The sequence below is a fragment of the Streptomyces sp. NPDC051286 genome (genome assembly GCF_044455345.1).
Classification (GTDB): Bacteria; Actinomycetota; Actinomycetes; order Streptomycetales; family Streptomycetaceae; genus Streptomyces.
Genome location: NZ_JBITER010000002.1, coordinates 69,035 through 92,489, shown reverse-complemented (window position 1 = coordinate 92,489; position 23,455 = coordinate 69,035). Strand labels below are relative to the sequence as shown.

Below are 23,455 nucleotides of genomic sequence, written 5' to 3'. Positions count from 1 at the left end.
GCCGGGGGTCCCTCCGGCGATCAGCCCTTGTTCTGGGCAGCCCAGAACTCGTCGAAGGTGAGGAGACCGTCACCGTTCGTGTCGTGGGAGTTGATGACGGCCTGCGCCACCGGCTCGGTGACGTAGGGGTCACCCAGCTGAGCCATCACGCTCTTGTACTCGGCGGCCGAAATCAGACCGTCGCCGTTCAGGTCATACCGCTCGAACGCCTTGCGCGCCGACTCGATGTCCGCCACTGTTCAGCCCCTTCGTCATACCTAACTGATAGGGGTCAGATTAACGGGCGCGAGGGAAACCGATTGCGGCGGCCGGTCGTCGATCATGGGTGGGGTGTCCGCGGACGGCGGACCGGGAACCGGGAGGGGAACACTTCATGATCGACGCACTGGCGCGGATCCTGACGGCTGCCGCAGACGGGCGATTCCCGCCGCCGGACGGCTCCACGACCGTGGTGGCACAGCCGAACGCTCGGGACGCCGGGGTGCTGGCATTCACCGCGCACTCGGTGGTGTTCACCGACGAGGATCCGGACTGGGTACGGGCCACGCTGGCCGGCACCCCGGGCGATGCGCTCGCCGCGACGATGAATCCGCACTTCCTGGGCGCGCTGATGGCCCGTACCGGACGCCAGATGAACACCATCGATCTGCTGACGGTCGCGGGCGCGCTGCCGGGCGAGCCGGAGATCGGGCTCCGCGAGATCGAGGACCCGGAACACCCGCGGGTGGCGCGGGCGATGAAGTTCCGCGACGAGGTCCGGGTCTGGGCCGCCGACGGCGGGGTGCTGATCCTCGGCCGTGGGGTCGCCGGGCGCTGGGAGACGGCGATCGAGGTGGCGGAGGAGGCGCGCGGCCGCCGACTCGGGGAGCGCCTGGCGCGGGCGGCCCGGCACCTGGTGCCGGACGAGGTGGTGTGGGCGCAGCAGTCGCCGGGGAACGCCCGCAGTGTGCGGACGTTCCAGTCGGCGGGCTACCGGCCGGTGGGCTCGGAGGCGCTGCTGGTCGCGGGCTGACAGGAGCTCACAAAATGGGAGTCCGATCAGCTCGGGGCGTCTGGTGCGTGCGATCGCAAGGCGTCAGAAGGTCCTGGTAGCGGAGCTACTAGGGCATTTCGGCAACGCACCGAGCGTGCGTGCCGGGCGCCCATTGTGTGAGCTCCTCTGAGTCACGGGCTCTGCGGCGGGTCAGCGGAAGACGCCGGTGTGGCCGAGAGAGTAGCGGCCCGGCTGCGGATAGACGGCGAGTCCGTGCGGTCCGCTGCCCACCGGGATCCGGGCGAGCTGCTTTCCGGTGGACGTGTCGATCGCGTACACCTCGGCGTTGTAACGCCCTGACAGCCAGAGGACCTTGCCATCCGACGAGACACCGCCCATGTCCGGACTGCCGCCGTTCGGCAGGTGCCACTTCTTCGTCAGCTTGTTCCGTGCGAAGTCGAAGACGGAGATGGTTCCTTCGCCGCGGTTGGAGATGTACATCACCTTGGAGTCCCGGCTGACGTACAGCCCGTGGGCCCCCTTGCCGGTGGAGAGCAGCTTCGGGGTGGTGAACTTCTTCCCGTCCAGCACCCACATGCCGTTCGCGATCATGTCCGCGATGTAGAACCTGCTGCCGTCCGGCGACAGCTTCACGTCCTGTGGCATGGCGCCCTTGTACGGCAGCTTCTGCTGGCCGACGATCTTCATCTTCGCCGTGTCGACCTTGAGGAGTTCGCCGGAGAACTCGCAGGAGACGATGAAGTACCGGCCGTCCATGGAGAAGTCGGCGTGATTGACGCCTGCGCAGTCGACCGGCACGGTCTTGGCCGTCTTCATGGTGTGGGCGTCGCGGAAGACCAGCTCACGGTCCATCGAGGCCATCACGATGGCGTACTTGCCGTCCGGTGTGAAGTACAGGTTGTACGGGTCGGAGACGGGAACCGTCTTGCCGGGCTTCCCGGTGGCCGGGTCGATGGGCGTGAGACTGTCGCCGAGGTCGTTGTTGACCCAGAGCGTCTTCAGGTCCCAGGACGGGACGACGTGCTGCGGCTGGCGTCCGACCGGGATGGTCTTGATGACCTTGTACGTCTTCGGGTCGATCACCGACACCGTGTTGGAGTTGGTGTTGGGTACGTAGATCCGGGCCGGGAAGTCCTTGACGGCCGGCGACATCTTTCCGGGCCGGTCGGCCGCGTACACGTCCTTGGGATCGAGCACCGGCGGCATCCCGGCGAGTCCGGGCGACGTGACGCGTCCGGGGGCGGCTTGCTCCGGGGTGCCGTTCCCCTGGGCCGGCCGGGGTGTGGCGGCCTCGGTCGTCCCTTTCTCGGCGGGGGTGTCACAGCCCGTGAGGGCGGCGATGAGGATGCCGCCGAGCAGGGCCGCGGTGCGCGTGGTGGTGAGCATCAGGTCAGCAGCTCCGTGGTCGTCACCGCGCGCAGTCCGCGGCGGTCGATTTCGGTGAGGAGGACCGGCAGTGCGGCAACCGTGTCCGCGTAGCCGAAATGCAGGCTCACCACCGATCCGTTACGGATCTCCCCGGCGACCTTGCGGGTGACGGCCGCGGCGCCGGGAGAGGTGAAGTCGAGGGAGTCCACGTCGTACGAGAGGACGTGCGGGTAGCCCGCCCGTTGGGCGAGGCGCTGGACGAGCGGGGTGGCGTACTGGGTGCGCGAGGGCCGGAACCAGGTGCCGATGGAGCCGGTGAGCCGGCGCAGCCGTTGGGCGCAGTCGGTGATCTCCGCGTAGGCCTGGGCCTCGCCCATCGCCGAGATGCCGGCATGGTGCTGGGTGTGGTTGCCGAGGTCATGGCCGCCGTCGAGGATCCGGCGGGCCATGTCGGGGTGCTCGTCCAGCCAGCTCCCGACGGCGAGCACGGTGACCCGGGCGTGGGCCCGTTCCGCCTCGGCGAGCACGGTCCGGGCGATGGCGGGGTCGCCCTGGCCGTGGAAGGTGAGGGCCACGCGGGCGCGGTGACGAGGACCGTGGTCGATCTGGACCGGCTGCCCGGGGAAGCGGTGCGGGGCGGGTGCGGGGCGCGGGGCCGGGGGCTTCGCACCCCCAGGGGTCGTCGCGGGGGCGGTGGCCGGGGTCTTCGCCGAGGTGCGGACGGTGCCGCGTTCGTCCGTACAACCCGCCGCAAGGACGCCGGCCAGGGCTGCTCCTGCGCCCGCGCGCAGTGTGCTGCGGCGGTGCACCGGCGTGTCGGAGGCTTCCATGGGCAGAACAGTAGGTCCGAATGGTCAGAAAGGTAACAATCATCCGCCTTCACGCCCCTCGCCAGGACGCGAAGGGAGTGCCGCCAATGGCTCAACTAATCGACGATTCACCCACCGAACTGCATAGTCATTCATGCATTGCCAGGCCAGTGACCCATCACACCTACGATTCGGCGCCAAAGAGTCACAGTATGACCAGATTTATCTGATTAGCCCCTTTGGACCCCGGGTCACCCATCTGCCATAGTCGGTTCCACGACCCCCATTGACCCGGGCCAGGTCGTCTTCAACGGCCGTGAACACACCCCCCATTTCACGGCCCCACGCAGAAGCCCCCGCAGCGCCGCACCACGGCCGACCGGGGGCTTCTGTGCGTCGTGCCGGGTGTCGCCACAGAGGGCGCAGGGGCCGGATCGGCTCAGCGGTCGGAGATCCGCATCTCGAACCAGGTGGTCTTGCCGCGCGGCAGCAGATCCACCCCCCAGCGGTCGGAGAGCTTGTCGACGAGAAAGAGCCCGCGGCCGCTGATGTCCATCTCCTGAACCGGCATGAGGCACGGCAGTCCGCGCGAGGGGTCGCGCACCTCGATCCGGATCCAGCCGCGGCGGCGCAGCATCCGCAGCCCGAAAACGCGCGCGCCTGCGTGCCGCACCGCATTGCCGACGAGTTCCGAGACGAGCAGCACGGCATGCTCGGCGGTCTGCGGGGAAAGCGCCCACTGGCGCAGCACCACGCAGGAGGTGAGCCGCCGGGCGGTGGCCGCGGACTCCGGACGGGACGGCAGCCGGACTTCGTCCTCCGCCGGATTCCCGAACAACTCCAGTGCCTTGAACGCCTGTTCGTCCTCGCCAGTCGGCATCCAGCGTGCCGCAGTCGCGCCGCCGCGCTGCCGCGGCTGTTCCACACCCTCCGGGCCCGCCATGCCCACCATCATGGCCGCACTGGGGGCGTTCCGGGGCCGTTCCGAGGGAATCCCCACCCCGGATCACAGCATTCCGTAGCAGTCGGCAGACGTATGCCAGCGGCAGAATGTGGCGCTCGATACTGCCGCTGGCCTGCGTGTATGCCCCGTCCGAGCGAGATTGCCCCGGTCACTGGAGTACTGAGCCCCAAGGTTCTCTCAAGGCTCAGCCAATCCGCTCGCACGGATGAATTCGCGGCATTCTGTGCCCAACTGGTGTTCGGTCAGAGGAACTTGGCCTTCCCCGGTCCTTCTTCGACAAAGCTGCGCATACCGCGCTCACGGTCCTCAGTGGCGAACAGGCCGGCGAACCAATTCCGCTCGATCGTGAGACCGGTGTCGATGTCCGTCTCCAGCCCGGCGTCGACCGACTCCTTCGCCGCGCGCAGCGCGAGAGCCGGCCCCTTGGCCAGCCGGGCCGCCCAGGCGTATGCCTGCTCGTACACCTCGGCCGCGGGCACCACGCGGTCCACCAGGCCGATCGCCAGCGCCTCTTCGGCCTTCACGTGACGGCCGGTGAAGATCAGGTCCTTGGCCTTGGACGGGCCGACCAGCCGGGCCAGCCGCTGGGTGCCGCCCGCGCCGGGAATCAGGCCGAGCAGGATCTCGGGCTGGCCCAGCTTGGCGTTGTCGGCGGCGATCCGGAAGTCGGCGCAGAGCGCCAGCTCGCAGCCGCCACCGAGCGCATAACCGGTGACGGCGGCGACGACGGGCTTGGGGATGCGGGCCACCGCGGTGAAGGAGTCCTGCAACGCCTTGGACCGTACGACCATCGCCGTGTGGTCCATCGCCTGCATCTCCTTGATGTCCGCGCCCGCCGCGAACACCTTCTCACCGCCGTAGAGGACGACGGCGCGCACATCGTCGCGCCGGGTCGCCTCCTCGGCGAGTTCACGCAGCCGGTCCTGGGTGGCGACGTCCAGGGCGTTCATGGGCGGACGGTCCAGCCGGATCGTGCCGACGCCGTCGCTTGCTTCGAGGGTTACGGTCATGAGAGGCAGGTTAACCGTCACTAACGACGGCGGGCCCGGTGCTGTTGGTCACAGCACCGGGCCCGCCGTCATGTCGTGTTCCGCGAACTACTTGGTCCACTCCGCCCAGGCCATGTTCCAGCCGTTGAGGCCGTTGTCCGGCTGGATGGTCTTGTCACGGGAGTTCTTCACGATCACGACGTCGCCGATGAGCGAGTTGTCGAAGAACCAGGCAGCCGGGGTCTTCTTGCTCCAGGCGCCGCGCACGTCCTGCAGGCCGACGCAGCCGTGGCTGGTGTTGGTCGAACCGAAGACATAGGGCGCGCCCCAGTAGTTGCCGTGGATGAAGGTGCCCGACGTAGACAGACGCATCGCGTGCGGCACGTCCTTGATGTCGTACTCGCCGCCGAAGCCGACGGTGTCGCCGTTCATCCGGGTCACCGTGAGCTTCTCGCTGATGACCATCTGACCGTTGTACGTGGTGGTCGCAGGGGCGCCCGCGGAGATCGGGATGTTCTTGATCTGCTTGCCGTCACGGACGACCTTCATCCGGTGCGTGCTCGCGTCGACATGGCTGACCTGGCTGCGGCCGATCGTGAACGAGACCGTCTTGGCCTGCTTGCCGTAGACCCCCGGGCGTCCCTCGACGCCGTCGAGGTTGAGCTTCACGGTCACCTTGGTGCCCGCGGCCCAGTACTTCTCCGGGCGGAAGTCCAGGCGGTCGTTGCCGAACCAGTGGCCCTCGACCTGTACCGCCGGCTCCGCCGTCACCTTGATGGCCTTCTCGACCGCTTCGGGGTCGGTGATCCCGCGGGTGAAGTGGATCGAGACCGGCATGCCGACGCCGACCGTGGAACCGTCCTCCGGCGTGTACTGCCCGATGAAGGTGTTCTTCGGGACCAGCGTGGTGAACGTGGTGTCCTTGGCCGACTCGCGGCCCTTGGCGTCCTTGGCGATCGCGTGGACCGCGTACTTCGTCGCCGCGGCCAGGTGGTGCTCGGGCTCCCAGCTCGCGCCGTCCGCCGCGATCCTGCCCTCGACCTCGACGCCCTCGGGGTCCGCGACCTTGACCGTGGTCAGCTTGCCCTGCTCGGCGGAGATCTTCAGCGCCCCGCTGGTGGCGACCGAGTCGGCACCGTCCTTGGGCGTGACGGTCACCACCGCCTGCGAGGCGGTCGTGTCCGCGCTCTTGCCCCCGCCGCTCTTCCCGCCCTTGTCACCGGCGTCGGTGTCTCCCCCGCCGCACGCCGTCACCAGCAACAGCAGCGCACCCAGTACCAGAGCCGGCAGTCCGGTGGTCGCCCGGCCACGCCGTCCGTTGTACGCCCCGGCCGATGTCCCCGATATCGGCTGCCCGTTCAATGTGGTCGTCTCCCCTCGCACGGCCTGGCCCCGCCATGGCCCTGGGAGCCTGCAGGCTCCTGCCCCCGCGCGCTGCACATGCGCGCTAGCGAAAGATAATCACACGGACCTTTGAGAGATCCCCCCTTGGATGTCACCGTTCAGTCCCAAGTTGCCCCGGAGCACCACCGGGTGACGCCTGATAGGGGCGCGAGGGGGCCCGGCCGGCCCGTCCCGGCCCAGGCCCCCTCGGGAGGCGCCACGGAGCTTCGGAGCGGACGCGCTTCGACGGAGCGCGGAGCCCGCCTTCCGCTGAGTCCGGTTCAGGTCCCCCCAGCGACCAGGGCCGGTCGGGGGAAACGTGAGTGCGGGCCCCGCCGTGGGAAGAACAGAGGGGAGGACCACATTCGGGGAGCCGCGGCCGGGACGCCGTGCGCTCCTCTTCGGCGCCGGGTCCGATGAGCCGCGGGAGGCTGAGAGGTGTCGAGCGCAGCCGAGCAGGAGGCAGTGTCAGAGCCGGTCGGGAGGGCTCTGGAACGGACGTCGGAGGAGGCAGGGGCCGAGGCGGGAACCGGCCCGGTGGAAAAGCGGCTGCTCGACGGCGGGCAGCGGCCGCCGGCCGTGTGGCCCGGTGCGCCGATGCCGCTCGGAGCCCGCTTCCGGGTGGGCCCGGACGGGGTGGCGGGCACCAACTTCGCGCTCTGGGCAGGCGGGGCCGAGAAAGTCGAGCTCTGTCTCTTCGACGAGGAGGAGGACGAGACACGCCTCCCGCTGACCGAGCTGACCCATGAGATCTGGCACGGTTTCGTGCCGGGCGTAGGGCCGGGTCAGCGGTACGGCTACCGGGTGCACGGCCGCTGGGACCCGTGGACGGGTGCCCGCTGGAACCCGGCGAAACTGCTGCTGGATCCGTACGCACGTGCGGTGGACGGGTCGTTCACCCTGCCGGCCGAGGTCTACGGCCATGTGAGGGACTGGCCGCAGCAACAGGTTGCCGACACCGTCCGGGACGAACGGGACTCCGCTCCGTACGTACCGAAGGGTGTCGTCGTCCACGATGACGACGACTGGGCGGAGGACCGGCGCCCCAAGACCCCGTGGGCCGACTCCGTCATCTACGAACTGCATGTGCGTGGCTTCACGAAGCGGCACCCGGAGATCCCGGAGGAGCTCCGGGGCACGTACGCCGGACTCGCCCACCCGGCCGCCGTCGGCCATCTGACCCGGCTCGGCGTGACGGCGGTGGAGTTGCTGCCGGTGCATCAGTTCGCTCACGAGGACCACCTGCTGCGGCGCGGTCTGCACAACTACTGGGGATACAACTCCATCGGGTACTTCGCCCCACACGCGGACTACTCGGCGAGCGGTACGGGCGGTCAGCAGGTCGGCGAGTTCAAGCGGATGGTGCGGGCGCTGCACGACGCCGGGATCGAGGTCATCCTCGACGTGGTCTACAACCACACGGCAGAGGCGAGTGAGCTGGGTCCGATGCTGTCACTGCGCGGCATCGACAACCGCGGCTACTACCGGCTCCAGCCCGACGCGCGGAGATACACCGACTACACCGGCTGCGGAAACACCCTGCATGTGGTGCAGCCGCATGTGCTGCGGCTGATCACGGACTCGCTGCGGTACTGGGTCACCGAGATGGGTGTCGACGGCTTCCGCTTCGATCTGGCGGCGGCGCTGGCCCGCTCGATGCACGACGTCGACATGCTGTCCCCGTTCCTCGCGGTGATCGCCCAGGACCCGGTGCTGCGCCGGGTGAAGCTCATCGCGGAGCCATGGGACGTCGGAAACGGCGGCTACCAGGTCGGCGCCTTCCCGCCGCTGTGGACGGAGTGGAACGACCGCTACCGCGATGCCGTACGGGACTTCTGGCGCGGCGCCCTGCCCGACGTACGGGATCTCGGCTACCGGCTGACCGGATCCAGCGATCTGTACGCGTGGGGCGGCCGCCGCCCGTACGCGTCGGTCAACTTCATCACCGCGCACGACGGTTTCACGCTCCGCGATCTGGTCAGTTACGAGCAGAAGCACAACGAGGCGAACGGCGAGGGCAACCGGGACGGCACATCGGACAACCGGGCCTGGAACTGCGGCACCGAGGGCGAGACCGACGACCCCGGGATCAACGCGCTGCGCCGCCGCCAGCTGCGCAATCTGCTCACTACCCTGCTGCTGTCGACCGGGGTGCCGATGCTGGTCGCGGGCGACGAGATGGGCCGGACGCAGGGCGGCAACAACAACGCGTACTGCCAGGACAATGAGATCGGCTGGCTGGACTGGTCGCTGCTCGACCAGCCGCAGTGGCGGGAACTGACCGAGCTGACAGCGCGGTTGCTCGCGCTGCGCCATACCCATCCGGTGCTGCGCCGCCGCGCCTTCTTCTCCGGCCGGCCGCAGGCCGCGGACGGGCTGCGGGACCTCGCGTGGTTCACCCGGCGGGGGACGGAGATGACGGAGGAGGACTGGTACGCACCGGCTGCGACCGTCGGGCTCTATCTCTCCGGGCGTGACATCCCGGGCCGGGACGCGCGCGGCGAACAGGTCACGGACGACAGTTTCCTGGCGATCCTGCACGCCGCCGACCGTCCGAGCAGCTTCCGGCTTCCCGGTCCGCCGTGGGCGCGGGCGTACGATCTGGTGCTGGACACCTCACGGGAGGACCAGTCCACCGCTCCGGGAACCGTGCACCGCGGCTCCGGGATGCTGGCGGTGCCGGCGAGGGCGGTGGTGCTGCTGCGCGTCAGGGAGTGACGCGGAACAGGGCTGACGGCCGGCGTCAGCCGAGGATGCCGCGCTCGTAGGCGGTCGCGACGGCCGCGGCGCGGTCCTTGGCACCCAGTTTCGCGAAGATGTGCGTGAGATGGGTCTTCACCGTTGCCTCGCTGATGAACAGTTCGGCGGCGATCTCCCGGTTCGAGGTGCCTTTGGCGACCAGTTCGAGCACCTCGCGCTCGCGAGCGGACAGCGCCTCGTGGCCCGCGGTGCCGGGGGCACGTACCCGCGAGACGAGCCGGGAGGCGACCGCGGGCGACAGCACGGTACGTCCGTCGGCGGCCGCGCGCACGGCGGTGAACAGCTCCTCGCGGGGTGCGTCCTTGAGCAGATAGCCGGTTGCGCCCGCCTCGATCGCGGGCAGCGTGTCGGAGTCGGTGTCGTACGTGGTGAGGACGAGCACCTTGGACCGGGCGCCGCGCCTGGTCAGTTCGGCGATCGCGGCGACTCCGCCGCCGCCCGGCATCCGCAGGTCCATCAGAACGACATCGGGGTCGAGCCGGGCCACGAGGTCGACGCCCTCCACCCCGTTCGACGCCTCCCCGAGGACCCGGAAGCCGGGGGCGGAGTCGAACATGCCGCGCAGACCGTCCCGTACGACGGGGTGGTCGTCGACGACGACGAGCGTGATGATGCGTGCGGAATCCTCAGCCATGGCAGGCCAACCGTACTGGTCATCGGTTGTGCTGAACCAGTGGCACCCGGGCGCAGACCGCCGTGCCGCGGCCCGGCTCCGTCTCCACCTCGACGGTGCCCGCGATGCGTTCGGCGCGGGCCCGCATGCCGCGGAGCCCGAAACCGCCCGCGCCGCTGTGCGGCGGCAGGGCGGCCGGGTCGAAGCCGCAGCCGTCGTCCCGTACGTCCAGGGTCAGTTCGTCGCCCATGAAGGACAAGGTAATGCCGACCCGTGCTGCCCGGGCATGGCGGCCGGCGTTGGCGAGGGCTTCCTCGGCGATACGGAGCAGGGTGGCGGCTATCTCGTCGTGGAGCGGCTCGACGGTACCGGTGACGGTGAACTCGGCCCGGACCGCGTGGCGTTCGGCCCAGCCGGCCACCGTCTTCTTCAGCGCACCCGGAAGGTCGTCGTGCTCCAGTGCGGCGGGGACCAGATCGTGCACCGAGCGACGCGCCTCGCCCAGGCTGTGCCGGGCCAGTGCGGCGGCACGGTCGAGGTGCTGCCTGGCCAGAGCGGGATCGGTGTCGGCGACCGAGGTCACCACCTGGAGCTGGGCGATGATGCCGGTCAGGCCCTGGGCGAGCGTGTCGTGGATCTCGGCGGCGAGCCGGCGCCGCTCGTCGGCGACGCCCGCCTCGCGCGCCTGGACGAGAAGTTGGGCGTGCAGGCCCGCATTCTCCGCGAGGGCCTGTTCGAGACGGGCGTTGGCGGACTCCAGCTCGGTGATGGTGTCGACCTGGGTACGGGCGAGCTCGGCCTCCCGGTCGCCGATCTGGGCGAACACCATCGTGAGAGTCCCGTGCAGGGCGAGGAGGATACCGAAGGCGATCCAGTTCATGAGCGTGTCCGGCGGGAGGCCACTGCCGCACTGCGAGCCCGCCATGATGACGGCGGTGGCGAGCAGGCCGGCCCGCACGCCCCGTTGCGGAAGCAGCCGGCCGGCGTCGAAGTAGCCGAGCACCGCGAACATGGAGAAGAACGGGTTGCACCAGGTCAGTGCGAAGGCGAGCGACGTGCGGGCGACGAAGTAGCACTGCGCCGCCAGCGACTTCGGGGGAACACCCGGCCGAACCCGCCCCCACCAGAGCTGGAGGACGAGTGCCACCGGAACCAGTACCGCGACGGCGTTCACGTCCGCGCGGGACATGATGAGGTCGGCGGTCACGGCCGAGACCGCGGCGCCCAGGCCGAGCAGACCGTACGGCCCGTACCGGAAGAACCGGTCCCCCAACTGCGTGGCAGTCGTCCGTCCGGTTGGGGTCGCCTCAGCCATGTCTCCCGCGTCCATGGGTGAAGTCTCCCCGGAACCGGTCACTCCCATCGGAACAGACGGGTCGCGAGCAGGGTCACCAGGGCCGCCCAGAGCGCCATCACGCCCAGCTGGGCCCAGCCGGGCCAGCCGCCGGACGCCGCCCGGTCCAGGGCCTGGGAGGCCGCGCCGAACGGGGTGACCTCGACGATGCGCCGGAGCGTGTCGGGCATGGACTGCACCGGGATCCAGACCCCGGCGCTGAACATCATCACGAGGTTGACGACCGAGCTGATCGCGGCGGATGCCTTGGTGGTGCGGGTGAGCGCGCAGAGCAGTGCGCCGAGGACGAGGACGCTCGCCGTCGACAGGAGCAATGCCAGGACGTAGCCGAAGGGCTGTCCGGGCAGTGCGACGCCGAAGGCGATCCGGCCGACGGCCATCACCAGCGCGGTGGAGCCGAGGGCCGCGGCGCCGTGCAGCGCGATCTGCGCGGTGAGCAGGGCGGACGGCGGCACCGGAGTGGTCGACATCCGGCGCAGAATCCCGCGCTCGCGGTAGCCCGTCAGGACGGGCGGCATGGCCCCGATCCCAGCCATGATCATGGCGAGCAGCACCGCCACCGGTACATACAGATCGATGACGCGGCGGCCACCGAGCGCGTCGTCGGGGTCCCGGAAGGACGGGATCAGGCCGAGGATCGTCAGCAGCGCGGTCGGAAAGACGAGGATCCAGAACAGGCTGGCGGGTTCGCGGAGGAAGAGCCGCGTCTCGGTCCTGAGCATCGCCACCCATGGGGTCGGCGTGTCCGTCGCCGTGGCCGGGTTCGCCGTGGTCATCTCAGGCCGCCTGTTCTGTGAGGTCGAGGAAGGCGTCGTCGAGCGTTGCCTCGGTGACGCGGAGCTGGTGTGCGGTGGTGCGGTGGCGGGCCAGCAGCGAGATGACCGCGTTGACCGTCTCGTCCGTGCCGTTGATGACGATCCGGCCGTCGTTCTGCTCGACGGAGACCGCCCCGGGCAGCAGGCCCAGCTCGGTGTCGTCGAGCGGCTGTGACGGCGTGAAGGAGATGACCGTGGAACTGCCTGCCCTGCTGATCAGACCGGACGGGGTGTCGAGGGCCACGACCCTCCCCCGGTCGATCACCGCGATCCGGTCGCAGAGCCGCCCGGCCTCCTCCATGAAATGGGTGACGAGGAGGACGGTCACACCACTGTCCCGTACCTCTTCGATCAGCTGCCAGGTGTCACGGCGGGCCCGCGGATCAAGTCCGGTGGTCAGCTCGTCCAGCACCACGACCCGTGGGTTGCCGACCAGGGCGAGGGCGATGGAAAGCCGCTGCTTCTGACCGCCCGACAGCTTGGCGAAGCGCGTGGTGAGCTTGGTGTGCAGGCCGAGTCGTTCGGCCAGGGTCCGCCAGTCGGCGGGGTTCGGATGGAAGGCGCTGTACAGCTCCAGCGCCTCGCGGACCGTGAGCTTCGCCTGCAGCTCGCTCTCCTGGAGCTGGGCGCCCAGCAGTTGCGTCACTCGTCCGTGGTCGGCGACGGGGTCGAGTCCGGCAACCCGGACCGTACCGGAGTCGGGGATCCGCAGACCCTCGACGCATTCGACGGTCGTGGTCTTGCCCGCGCCGTTGGGGCCGAGAATCCCGAAGATCTCCCCCTCGTCGACGGCGAACGTCACTCCGTCCACCACGGTGCGCCCGGCGTAGGCCTTGTGCACCGCGTTCACTTCGATGATTGCCATGGGTACGAGGGTCTCGTCCGGCGGGGCCGCGCGGCATCGGCCATCACGCTCGAAACGACATCAGCCGATCGGTTGACTCCGGGGTACTACCGGGCGGTCACGGGCCATGGGGGCGGGATGTCGACAGAGCGATGAAAACCGGATGAGCGATGTCAGTGGTGAACCGTAGGCTCGCCCCTGATGCCCGAAACACATGTAGAGCCCAAGGACCGGTCCGCCGCGCGCTCCCTCCTGCGGCTGTGGCCTTATGTGAAGCCTGTGCGTATCCGCCTGTCCGCGGCGTCGGCCGTGGCGATCGTCGCCTCCTGCCTCAGCCTGGTGATACCCCTCGTACTGAAGTGGATCGTGGACGGACCGGTCGCGCACCGTGATCCGGGCGGAGTCTGGCTCGGTGCGTTGTACCTGTTGGTGCTGGGCATCGCCGAGGCACTGCTCTTCGGGCTGCGGCGATGGCTGGTGGCGCGGCCGCTGGCGGGCGTCGAGGCATCGATGCGGGCCGACCTGTACCGGCATCTGCAACGGCTGCCGGTGGCCTTCCACGACCGCTGGCCATCCGGCCAGCTGCTGTCGCGCGGAACGACGGACCTGATGCTGCTGCGCATGTTCCTGGCCTTCCCGCTGACGTTTCTCCTGGTCAACGCCACCACCATCCTGGTCGGTTTCATCATTTTGCTGGTGCAGCAGTGGACGCTGGGCCTGGTGCTGCTCGTACCGGTCGTGCCGCTGGTGATTCTCTGCTCCGTCTTCGAGACGAAGTTCGCGGTGGTGGCGCGCCAGGCCCAGGACCAGGTCGGCGATCTGACGACGGTCGTCGAGGAGAGCGTCCTCGGCATCCGGATCATCAAGGGCTTCGGGCGGAACCGAAGCCAGGCCCTGGCGTTCCGCGGCCTCTCGCAGCGACTGCGCGGCACCGAACTCGACAAGGCGCGGCTGCTGGCCGGCATCTGGGCCTTCATCACCACGATCCCGGAGCTGGCGATCGGCGCGGCGCTGGTTCTCGGCACGATCCAGGTCGCCGACGGGGACCTCTCGGCGGGCACGCTGGTGGCGTTCCTGTCGACCGCGCTCGCGCTGCGGTGGCCGGTCGAGTCGATCGGTTTCCTTCTGGCGATGAGCCAGGAGTCGGCGACGGCGACCGAGCGGTTCTTCGAGGTGATGGATGTGGAGGAGGAGCGCGACACCGCCGAGGCGTCCTCGCAGCAGCACACGGACGGCGGAATGGTCTTCGAAGGCGTCGAGTTCCGTTACCCCGACGCGCAGCCGGACTCCGTACCCGTACTGACCCGGATCGATCTGCGGATCCGCCCCGGCGAAACGATGGCTCTGGTCGGGGCCACGGGATCGGGGAAGACGACGCTCACCGCCCTCGTACCGAGGCTGCACGACGCCACCGCCGGGCGGATCACGCTGGACGGCACCGACATCACCACCCTGCGGCGCGAACAACTGCGTGAGCTGGTGTCCGTGGCGTTCGAGGAGCCGACGCTCTTCTCGGCAAGCGTCGGGGAGAACGTCCTCATGGGCGCCGACGACGCCGGCGAGGACGAGCTGCGGCGGGCACTCTCGATCGCCCAGGCCGACTTCGTGTACGACCTGCCGGAGGGCATCCACACCCAGGTCGGCGAGCAGGGGCTCAGTCTCTCCGGCGGTCAGCGGCAGCGCCTCGCACTGGCCCGCGCCGTCGTCGGGCAGCCGCGCTTCCTGGTGCTCGACGACCCGCTCTCCGCCCTGGACGTTCATACGGAGGCGCTGGTGGAGGCCGCCCTGCGGCGCGTGCTCGAGTCGACCACGGCCGTCGTGGTCGCCCACCGGCCGTCCACCGTGATGCTCGCGGACCGGGTGGCGCTGCTGTCCGAAGGCCGGATCAGCGCCGTCGGCACCCACCAGGAACTGCTGCGCAGCAACGCCGAGTACGCCTGGCTGATGTCCGGCGCCGGGGACGCGCCCGAATTCCTGTCCACCGACGGCATGCCTGCCATGGACGTCCCTGCCGAGAAGGACAGCACCCGATGACCAATGCGACGACCGGACGCCCTGCGGGAGCGGGCGGCAGCGACGAGAGCGAGCCCCTGAGCGGCACCGACGCGACCACCGGCACTGCGGACGCGGCCAGGGGCACGGACACCCTGACCCGTGGCCGGCCGGCAGCAGGACCGGACGACACCCCACGGAAGACGCCCGGGACCGCTCCCGGACCCGGCTCCGCCTCCGGCACCCAGGACCCCTTCGACCAGGACGACCTGCCCACTCCGCGCGGTGCGACCCGCGCCCTGCTGCTGTCCCTGCTCGGCCCGCACCGGGGCAGGGTGGTGGTGGCCGCGCTGTTCCTGCTGATCCAGCAGGCCGCGGTCCAGGCGGGCCCGCTGCTCGTCGCGTACGCCATCGACAGCGGCGTACCGGCGTTCCGCGACAAGGACTACGGACCACTGATCGCCGTGGCCATCGGGTACGCGCTGTGTTCGGCCGGCGCGGGGAGCATGCAGTACGCGTTCATCCAGGCCTCCGCCCGGATCAACCAGGACGTGCTGCTCGATCTCCGGGGGCGGATCTTCCGTCATGCCCAGGCATTGAGCGTGGACTTCCATGAGCGCTACACCTCGGGCCGGCTGATCTCCCGGTCCACCACGGATGTGGAGTCGCTGCGGGAGCTGCTCAGCGAGGGGCTGCAGGAACTGATCGGCGTCGTGCTCTCCTTCATCTCCATCTCGTTGGTGCTGCTGTGGCTGGACGCCGGTCTCGGAGCGGTCGCCGTCCTCTCGTTCGTGCCGCTGTATCTGCTGGTGCGGCTCTACCGACGGCGCGCCGGGGTGATCTTCGCCGCCCGGTCGACAGCAATCGCATCGGTCATCGTGAAGTTCGCGGAGACGATCAACGGGATCCGTCCCGTCCAGGCGTTCCGTCGCGAGCGCATCAACGACACAGAATTCGAGCGGCTCAACCAGCAGCACTGCCGGACGAACGGCGACGCGCTGCTGGAGATGGCGCGCTACGTGGTCGGCTCCCGGCTGGTCGCCAACACCGCCGTCGCCGGCATCGTGCTGTGGGGTGCGTACCGAGTCGCCTCAGGGACGCTCGCGCTCGGCGTGCTGGCCGCGGCCGTGCTCTACCTGCGACGGCTGTACGACCCGATTGACCGGCTCGGCATGTTCCTCAACTCCTATCAGTCGGCTGCTGCTTCGCTGGAGAAGATCGCGGGACTGCTGGCCCAGGCCCCCACCGTCCCCGAGGCGACGAACCCGCGGGAGCTGCCTGCCCGCGCGGGTGAGCACCCGGGGCGGGACGTCGCCTTCGACTCGGTGAGATTCGCCTACCGCACGGGCGGCGAAGTGCTGCCCCGCTTCGATCTGACGATTCCGGCCGGGCAGACCGTGGCCGTGGTCGGCTCGACGGGTGCCGGGAAGTCGACGCTCGCCAAGCTGCTGGCCCGGTTCTATGACCCGACCGACGGCCGGGTGCTGCTGGACGGCACCGATCTCCGCGATCTGGCCACGCCCGAACTGCGGCGCGGTGTCGTGATGGTGACCCAGGAGGCGTTTCTCTTCTCGGGGACGGTCGCCGAGAACATTGCCATCGGCCGCCCGGAGGCCTCACGCGAGGAGATCGAGCGGGCCGCGAAGGCGATCGGCGCGCACGACTTCATCAGCGGACTGCCCGACGGATACGACACGGATGTACGCAAGAGGGGCGGGCGGATCTCGGCGGGCCAGCGCCAACTGGTCGCCTTCGCCCGTGCCCTGCTCGCGGACCCAGCGGTCCTGATCCTCGACGAAGCGACGAGCTCCCTCGACATCCCCGGCGAACGCGCCGTGCAACGGGCCATGGACACGGTGTTGCACGGCCGCACCGCGGTCGTGATCGCCCACCGGCTGTCGACTGTGGAGATCGCGGACCGGGTACTGGTCATGGAGCACGGCCGGATCGTGGAGGACGGCTCCCCGTCCGAACTCATCGGCGGTACCGGCCGGTTCGCGGGGCTCCACCGCGCCTGGCGGGAAAGCCTGGCCTGACCCGCTGCCCGGCAGCAACCACCGGCGTCGGCGCGACCGCACCGGACGGACGACGGGCCGGTGCTGCCGTGCCGCGCACCCGCTCGGCAGCGGCGGGGCGGCTGCCGTTGGCGGCCCGGCCGCGCCCCGTCGCGCTGTCAGGTCGTCACCGCGGCCCGGATCAGCATGTGTTCCCGAGGGCAGTCCGGGCCCTTGGCCAGAGCACCCTGCATCGCCGGGCGTGGTCCGGGTCGACGCCGGCAGGCTCGGCGACTCGCCCCGGCCGGCACGATGTCGGCCGGCCCCCACATGCCGGCCCTCAAGGGAGTCATCTCTCTTCCGATCCCGGGGGCCGCACGGCACACCGAGCGAGCGCACAGTGAGCCGCCTCTTTCCTCCTCCTTGCCCCTGCGAACCGAGCGGAAGCCACCACGGCCAACCGGGTCGCCGGTCCTTTACCTGGCCTTTGCTGCACGACAGGCACTGACCTGTTCAGAACGAGCCACAATTCAAGACACTTTCGGCCGGTGGCCACGGCCCCGTGCTGAACGCGCCATTCGACCACGGTGTGTTCGGGCTCAGCCAGGACCCGCTCTTCGAATTCGGCCGCTCGGGGCCACGTACGCCCTCTCGGTAACGATCGGTAAAACGTCCGCTTAACGAACATGACCTTTCTGGCAACGGACGAATTCTGGCCAACTTTTTGACGCGGTCCTGACAGGAGCGTCCATCTGCTGACACTCTTCCCCCGTTCCGCGCACAGCCTGCTCTGCCCGGCCGGCTCACCCAGCCGCCGGTACCCCCCTCGCAGAAGGAGTCCGTGTGACATCCACGCACAGCCGTCGCGCCACCGCGACCGGCGCTCTGATAGCCGCAGCAGCCCTCCTCGCCGTAGGATTCCAGACGGGCACGGCAGCTGCCACAGCCGGCGGTTCCGCCGCTGCTGCCAAGGTCGCCACCAACGCCAGGCATGGCGCGCTGGCCAAGCAGCTCTCCCCCTCCGCGCGTGCCGAGCTGATCCGCGAGGCCAACGCGAGCAAGGCGGCCACGGCCAAGGAGCTCGGCCTCGGCTCTCAGGAGAAGCTCGTCGTCCGGGACGTCATCCAGGACAACGACGGCACCACGCACACCCGTTACGAGCGCACCTTCGCCGGGCTTCCGGTGCTCGGCGGCGACCTGGTCGTCCAGGAGAGCAAGGCCGGGGCGACCAAGAGCGTCACCAAGGCGTCCAAGGTCAGCAGCGGTCAGCTGAAGGCCGTGGACACGACGGCCGATGTCGCGCCCGCCGTAGCCGAGAAGCAGGCACTCGGACTCGCCAAGGCCGACGGCTCCAAGAGGACCGCGGCCGACCGGGCACCCCGCAAGGTGGTCTGGATGGCGCAGGGCAAGCCGCAGCTCGCCTACGAGACCGTCGTCGGCGGACTCCAGGAGGACGGCACTCCGAACGAGTTGCACGTCATCACGGACGCGGCCAGCGGCGCGAAGCTGTACGAGTGGCAGGCCATCGAGAACGGGGTCGGCAACACCGAGTACAGCGGCCAGGTCACCCTCGGTACCGCGCCCTCGTACACGCTGACCGACACGGGCCGCGGCAACCACAAGACGTACAACCTGAACCACGGCACCTCCGGCACCGGGACGCTGTTCTCCAACTCCACCGACGTGTGGGGCAACGGCACCCCGCAGAACGCCGAGACCGCCGCCGCAGACGCCCACTACGGCGCGGCCGAGACCTGGGACTACTACAAGAATGTCCAGGGCCGCACCGGTATCCGGGGCGACGGCGTGGGTGCGTACTCCCGCGTCCACTACGGCAACAACTACGTCAACGCCTTCTGGAGCGACAGCTGCTTCTGCATGACCTACGGAGACGGCAGCGCCAACGCCGCACCGCTGACCTCCCTCGACGTGGCCGCGCACGAGATGACGCACGGTGTCACCGCCGCCACCGCCAACCTGGTCTACAGCGGCGAGTCCGGTGGCCTCAACGAGGCGACCAGTGACATCTTCGCCACGGCGGTCGAGTTCTACGCCAACAACGCCACCGACAAGGGCGACTACCTCATCGGTGAGAAGATCGACATCAACGGCAACGGCACCCCGCTGCGCTACCAGGACAAGCCCAGCAAGGACGGCGCGTCCAAGGACTCGTGGTACTCGGGCATCGGCAACATCGACGTCCACTACTCCTCGGGCCCGGCGAACCACTTCTTCTACCTGCTCTCCGAGGGCAGCGGCGCGAAGACCATCAACGGCGTCAACTACGACTCGCCGACCTCCGACGGTCTGCCCGTGACCGGCATCGGGCGCGACAAGGCCGCCCTGATCTGGTTCAAGGCGCTCACCACCAAGTTCACCTCCACGACGAACTACGCGGCGGCCCGCACCGGTACCCTCGCCGCGGCCGGTGAGCTGTACGGCACGACCAGCGCCGAGTACAAGTCGGTCGCCGACGCCTGGGCCGCCATCAACGTCGGTTCGCGTCCCGGCGGTGGCGGCACCGACCCCGGCGGCACGGTCTTCGAGAACACCACCCCCGTCGCCATCCCGGACCGCGGCGCGGCCGTCACCAGCTCGGTCAACGTCACCGGCATCACGGGCAACGCGCCCAGCACCCTCAAGGTCGGCGTGGACATCACCCACACCTGGCGTGGTGACCTGGTCATCGACCTCGTCGCCCCGAACGGTACGACCTACCGGCTGAAGAACTCCTCGATCAGCGACTCGGCACCCAACGTCCAGACGACGTACACGGTCAACGCGTCGTCCGTGGTGGCGAACGGCACCTGGAAGCTGAAGGTCCAGGACGTCTACTCGGGCGACACCGGCAAGATCAACAGCTTCAAGCTGACCTTCTGAACCCAGCACCGCATTCCGAGAACGTGATGCGGTGGTCCCGCCCGGGAGGAGCTCCCATTCCTCCCGGGCGGTTCGCCGTGAGGTGAGCCGCATGATCAGGGTGCTGCTTCTCCCCCGAAGTGGCTCAACGGGTGAGCGCACATCCCGGTACGGGCCGGCTGTCGCGGGCCGCCGATGCCAGGGCCACTGCGTTCAGAAGGCGAAGGGGGCCGACACCTCACAGGTGCCGGCCCCGGGAAAAACGGGTGGTCAGCGCATCAGCAGGCCCGCACCGTCGCCCGTCGCCTCCGTCGGCAGTGCGACCAGGCCGAGTTCCGCGCTGGTTGCCAGCAACGGGTGAGCGGGAAGCACTCGCACCGTGTAGCCGTAGGGGCCGGTGCGGTCGAGGGCAAGCGGGCCCTCGTACAGCCAGCGACCCTCCAGGTCCTGGCCTCCGGTCGGCTTCAGCGGGAAGAACTGGGCGTCCGAGATCGAGTCGGCGGAGTCCACCCGCCCGGCCACCGCCTGCACCTCCACATCGTCCGGCTCCAGTGCTCCGAGAGCGATCCGGACACGCAGCGCCAGCATCGCCCCCAGCTCGGCCGAACCGCCGATCCCGCTGGGCGCCACGGCCTCCACATGGTCGACCGCGACCCGCGGCCAGGCAGCACGGGCCCGGGCCTTCCAGTCCGCGAGCTCCCGCGCCGTGGCGGCGTCCAGGGAGCGGTGGGAAAGCGCGGCGGGGGCGTACAGCCGCTCGACGTACTCACGCACCATGCGTCCGGCGAGGACCTTGGGACCGAGCGTGCCCACCGTGCGGCGGACCATCTCGACCCAGCGCTCGGGAAGCCCGTCGTCGCCCCGGTCGTAGAAGCGCGGTGCCACCCGCTCCTCGATCAGCTCGTAGAGGGCATTCGCTTCCAGCTCGTCGCGCCGGTCCTCGTCGATCGCGGACCCGTCGGCGGTCGGAATCGCCCAGCCGAAGTCGGGTTCGAACCATTCGTCCCACCACCCGTCGAGCACGGACAGGTTGAGACAGCCGTTGAGCGCGGCCTTCATGCCGCTCGTGCCGCAGGCCTCCAGGGGCCGCAGTGGGTTGTTGAGCCAGACGTCGCAGCCGGGATAGAGCTTCTGCGCCATGGCCATCCCGTAGTCGGGCAGGAAGACGATGCGGTGGCGGACCCTTGGGTCGTCGGAGAACCGGACCAATTCCCGGACCAGCCGTTTTCCGCTGTCGTCGGCGGGGTGCGCCTTGCCCGCGACAACGATCTGAATCGGCCGCGTCGGGTGGAGGAGCAGCTCCGTCAGCCGGTCGCGGTCACGGAGCATCAGGGTCAGCCGCTTGTAGGACGGCACGCGGCGGGCGAAGCCGATCGTCAGCACATCCGGGTCCAGCACGCCGTCGATCCAGCCCAGTTCGGCCGGCTCCGCACCACGCGTGCGCCAGGAGGCGGCAAGCCTCGTGCGGACCTCGGTCACCAGCTGTTCGCGCAGCGTCCGCCGCAGGTCCCAGATCTCGCGGTCCGGAATTCCGGCCGCCGCATCCCAGCGTCCCGGCGTGCCACCGTACCGGGCTCGCAGCCCGAAGATCTCGGGAGCGACCCAGGTCGGCGCGTGAACGCCGTTGGTCACCGAGGTGATCGGCACCTCCGCGGCGTCGAAGCCCGGCCACAGCCCGGCGAACATCTGCCGGCTGACCGCCCCGTGCAGGGTGGAGACGCCGTTGGCCCGCTGAGCGAGCCGCAGGCCCATGACCGCCATGTTGAAGAGGGTGGGCTCGCCACCGGGGTATGTCTCCATACCGAGCTGCAGGATCCGCTCGACCCCGACACCCGGCAGTTCCCCGTCGTCGCCGAAGTGACGGGCGATGAGCTCCCGGTCGAAGCGATCGATTCCGGCAGGCACCGGGGTGTGGGTGGTGAACACCGTGCCGGCCCGCACCGCTTCGACCGAGGAGTCGAAATCCAGCCCGGTTCCGGAGAGTTCACGGATGCGTTCAAGGCCGAGGAAACCGGCGTGCCCCTCGTTGGTGTGGAAGACTTCCGGGGCCGCGTGCCCGGTGAGCCGGCAGTAGGTCCGCACGGCCCGTACGCCGCCGATGCCGAGCAGCATCTCCTGCAGCAGCCGGTGTTCGCTGCCACCGCCGTACAGCCGGTCGGTGACCTCGCGCTCGCCGGGCGCGTTCTCCTCCACATCGGAGTCGAGCAGGAGCAGAGGGACGCGGCCGACCTGGGCCTGCCAGATGCAGGCGTGGAGCGAGCGGCCACCCGGCAGGGCCAGTACCACGCGGCTCGGTGTTCCGTCGGCCTCGCGCACCAGGGTGAGCGGCAGTTCGTTCGGATCGAGGAGCGGATAGTGCTCCTGCTGCCAGCCGTCGCGCGACAGGCTCTGCCGGAAGTAGCCGCGCCGGTAGAGCAGGCCGACCCCGACGAGGGGCACACCCAGGTCGCTGGCGGCCTTCAGATGGTCCCCGGCGAGGACGCCGAGTCCGCCGGAGTACTGCGGAAGGGCTGCGGTCACGCCGAATTCGGGCGAGAAGTACGCCACGGCAGCGGGCAGTTCCGCACCCCGCGCCACCTGCTCCTGGTACCACCGCGGACCGTTGAGATACTCCCGGAGGGCGGCGGACGCCTCGGTCAGCCGGTGCAGAAACCGCTGGTCCAGGGCCAGCTCGGCAAGGCGCCCGGCAGAGACGGCGCCGAGCAGACGTACGGGATCGGAGTCCGCCGCGTGCCTGCCCTCCGGGTCGACGGCCTGGAAGAGCTCACGTGTCTCGGTGTGCCAGGACCAGCGCAGGTTGCGGGCGAGGTCGCTGAGCGGTTGAAGGGGATCGGGGAGGACAGGACGCACGGTGAATCGACGAATGGCCTTCACGTATTCCACCTTTACAGGGGACGTACGAATCCGAGGGGACGCACCACGGTGGGCGCCGCTCCGTCACCCTCGACGGTAACGGTGTGCTGTACTCCGCGACCACGGCGCGCGACCGGCTCACAACGAACGGCACCCGGAGAGCCGCCTGTCCCCGGATCCGCCCCCGGCCTCCGGCCCCGGCGCCCACCGCAGTTCCGGCGTCGGATCAGCGGCCCCCCGCGTCTCGTCCTCCCCATCGCCCCCTCTCCGTAGAGAGGTACTCATCCGCCCCAGGCGTTATGGCCGATTCCGCCCCCTCGGGGAGCCTTGTGGCCCTTCACGGCACAGGGAAGGCTGCCCAGTGGCGTGTACGGGGGTCGGCTCGAGGCGGACCGGCCGGCCTTCGACGCGACTCCGTGCGACGCGCACCACGTCGAGGAGGAGGTTTCGGTTGATGGAACTGACACGGCGACACCCACGACCGGCACAGGACGATGCGGACAGGCGTGGCCGAGCCCCCTGGCGCTGCCTCGGCGACGACTGAGGACGATCTCCGCGAGCCTCCGCACACCGGGCGGAGCCCGGCATATTCAGATCTTCACCGCTACGCACGAGTAGTTAACAAACCACCGGATTGGCCCCCCGACAACCGCGGGAAGGCTTCTGCGGTACACAGCCCGAATACAGCCCGAATGCGGTTCATCTGCGATCCGGCAGCGGTTCGTAGGCAGTCCGTACGCATCCGGTACTCACCCGCGCACCACACCCCCGCCCCAGCCATTCGAGTGCCATTCGAGTGAATGCGGACAGGAGCGGCCATGCTCACACCCCATCAGCCGTCAACGGAGCAGCTAGAAAGGACGG

General features: G+C 69.6%; 16 protein-coding genes. 5 read left to right on the top strand and 11 right to left on the bottom strand.

All coding sequences use genetic code 11. The annotated features are described in order from the left end of the window. Nucleotides 1-20 precede the first annotated feature (20 nt). Nucleotides 21-236, bottom strand: coding sequence for an EF-hand domain-containing protein (locus tag ACIBB8_RS03560; protein ID WP_037690105.1), 216 nt, complete (start codon nt 234-236; stop codon nt 21-23). Between the two features lie 137 nt (nt 237-373). Here ACIBB8_RS03560 and ACIBB8_RS03555 point away from each other — a divergent pair, with 137 nt between their 5' ends. Then, nucleotides 374-1,012, top strand: a complete 639-nt coding sequence (locus tag ACIBB8_RS03555) for a GNAT family N-acetyltransferase (RefSeq protein WP_398948792.1) — start codon at nt 374-376, stop codon at nt 1,010-1,012. Nucleotides 1,013-1,183: 171 nt separating this feature from the next. On the opposite strand, the gene ACIBB8_RS03550 is transcribed toward ACIBB8_RS03555, so the two are convergent. From ACIBB8_RS03550 to ACIBB8_RS03530, 5 genes are all read right to left on the bottom strand, one after another. Continuing rightward, nucleotides 1,184-2,380, bottom strand: coding sequence for a beta-propeller fold lactonase family protein (locus ACIBB8_RS03550; RefSeq protein WP_398948791.1), 1,197 nt, complete (start codon nt 2,378-2,380; stop codon nt 1,184-1,186). After that, nucleotides 2,380-3,192 (bottom strand): polysaccharide deacetylase family protein, encoded by an 813-nt coding sequence (locus ACIBB8_RS03545; RefSeq protein ID WP_398948790.1) that lies wholly within the window; start codon nt 3,190-3,192, stop codon nt 2,380-2,382. The genes ACIBB8_RS03550 and ACIBB8_RS03545 overlap by 1 nt, the downstream gene beginning before the upstream one ends. Nucleotides 3,193-3,610: 418 nt before the next feature. Beyond that, nucleotides 3,611-4,126, bottom strand: a complete 516-nt coding sequence (locus ACIBB8_RS03540) for an ATP-binding protein (RefSeq protein WP_398948951.1) — start codon at nt 4,124-4,126, stop codon at nt 3,611-3,613. 251 nt (nt 4,127-4,377) lie between these two features. Next, on the bottom strand, nt 4,378-5,145 hold the full coding sequence (locus tag ACIBB8_RS03535) for an enoyl-CoA hydratase-related protein (protein ID WP_366133366.1): 768 nt from the start codon (nt 5,143-5,145) through the stop codon (nt 4,378-4,380). 87 nt (nt 5,146-5,232) lie between these two features. Next, a complete protein-coding gene (locus ACIBB8_RS03530; protein ID WP_398948789.1) occupies nt 5,233-6,486 on the bottom strand; it encodes an Ig-like domain-containing protein in 1,254 nt (417 codons plus the stop codon). A gap of 459 nt (nt 6,487-6,945) precedes the next feature. Here ACIBB8_RS03530 and glgX point away from each other — a divergent pair, with 459 nt between their 5' ends. Further along, complete coding sequence (glgX, locus tag ACIBB8_RS03525; protein WP_398948788.1) at nt 6,946-9,225, top strand: glycogen debranching protein GlgX; 2,280 nt, start codon at nt 6,946-6,948, stop codon at nt 9,223-9,225. A 25-nt stretch (nt 9,226-9,250) separates the two neighbouring features. Here glgX and ACIBB8_RS03520 read toward each other — a convergent pair whose 3' ends face one another. From ACIBB8_RS03520 to ACIBB8_RS03505, 4 genes are read right to left on the bottom strand one after another with little or no spacing between them, the layout of a single operon-like run. After that, nucleotides 9,251-9,901: a response regulator gene (locus ACIBB8_RS03520; RefSeq protein ID WP_398948787.1), complete on the bottom strand. Its 651-nt coding sequence runs from the start codon at nt 9,899-9,901 to the stop codon at nt 9,251-9,253. A gap of 19 nt (nt 9,902-9,920) precedes the next feature. Next, nucleotides 9,921-11,195, bottom strand: a complete 1,275-nt coding sequence (locus tag ACIBB8_RS03515) for a sensor histidine kinase (RefSeq protein ID WP_398948786.1) — start codon at nt 11,193-11,195, stop codon at nt 9,921-9,923. A gap of 38 nt (nt 11,196-11,233) precedes the next feature. Continuing rightward, nucleotides 11,234-12,010 (bottom strand): ABC transporter permease, encoded by a 777-nt coding sequence (locus ACIBB8_RS03510; RefSeq protein WP_398948785.1) that lies wholly within the window; start codon nt 12,008-12,010, stop codon nt 11,234-11,236. Nucleotide 12,011: 1 nt separating this feature from the next. Further along, nucleotides 12,012-12,914 (bottom strand): ABC transporter ATP-binding protein, encoded by a 903-nt coding sequence (locus tag ACIBB8_RS03505; RefSeq protein ID WP_398948784.1) that lies wholly within the window; start codon nt 12,912-12,914, stop codon nt 12,012-12,014. Nucleotides 12,915-13,094: 180 nt separating this feature from the next. On the opposite strand from ACIBB8_RS03505, the gene ACIBB8_RS03500 reads away from it, so the two are divergent. The 3 genes from ACIBB8_RS03500 to ACIBB8_RS03490 all read left to right on the top strand — a co-directional run bounded on the left by ACIBB8_RS03500 (nt 13,095) and on the right by ACIBB8_RS03490 (nt 19,759). Beyond that, a complete protein-coding gene (locus tag ACIBB8_RS03500; RefSeq protein WP_398948783.1) occupies nt 13,095-14,927 on the top strand; it encodes an ABC transporter ATP-binding protein in 1,833 nt (610 codons plus the stop codon). Continuing rightward, a complete protein-coding gene (locus ACIBB8_RS03495; protein WP_398948782.1) occupies nt 14,924-16,921 on the top strand; it encodes an ABC transporter ATP-binding protein in 1,998 nt (665 codons plus the stop codon). Before ACIBB8_RS03500 ends, ACIBB8_RS03495 begins: the two co-directional genes overlap by 4 nt. Nucleotides 16,922-17,722: 801 nt before the next feature. Beyond that, complete coding sequence (locus ACIBB8_RS03490; RefSeq protein WP_398948781.1) at nt 17,723-19,759, top strand: M4 family metallopeptidase; 2,037 nt, start codon at nt 17,723-17,725, stop codon at nt 19,757-19,759. Nucleotides 19,760-20,008: 249 nt separating this feature from the next. Here ACIBB8_RS03490 and glgP read toward each other — a convergent pair whose 3' ends face one another. Then, nucleotides 20,009-22,612, bottom strand: coding sequence for an alpha-glucan family phosphorylase (glgP, locus tag ACIBB8_RS03485; protein WP_398948780.1), 2,604 nt, complete (start codon nt 22,610-22,612; stop codon nt 20,009-20,011). Nucleotides 22,613-23,455: the final 843 nt, after the last annotated feature.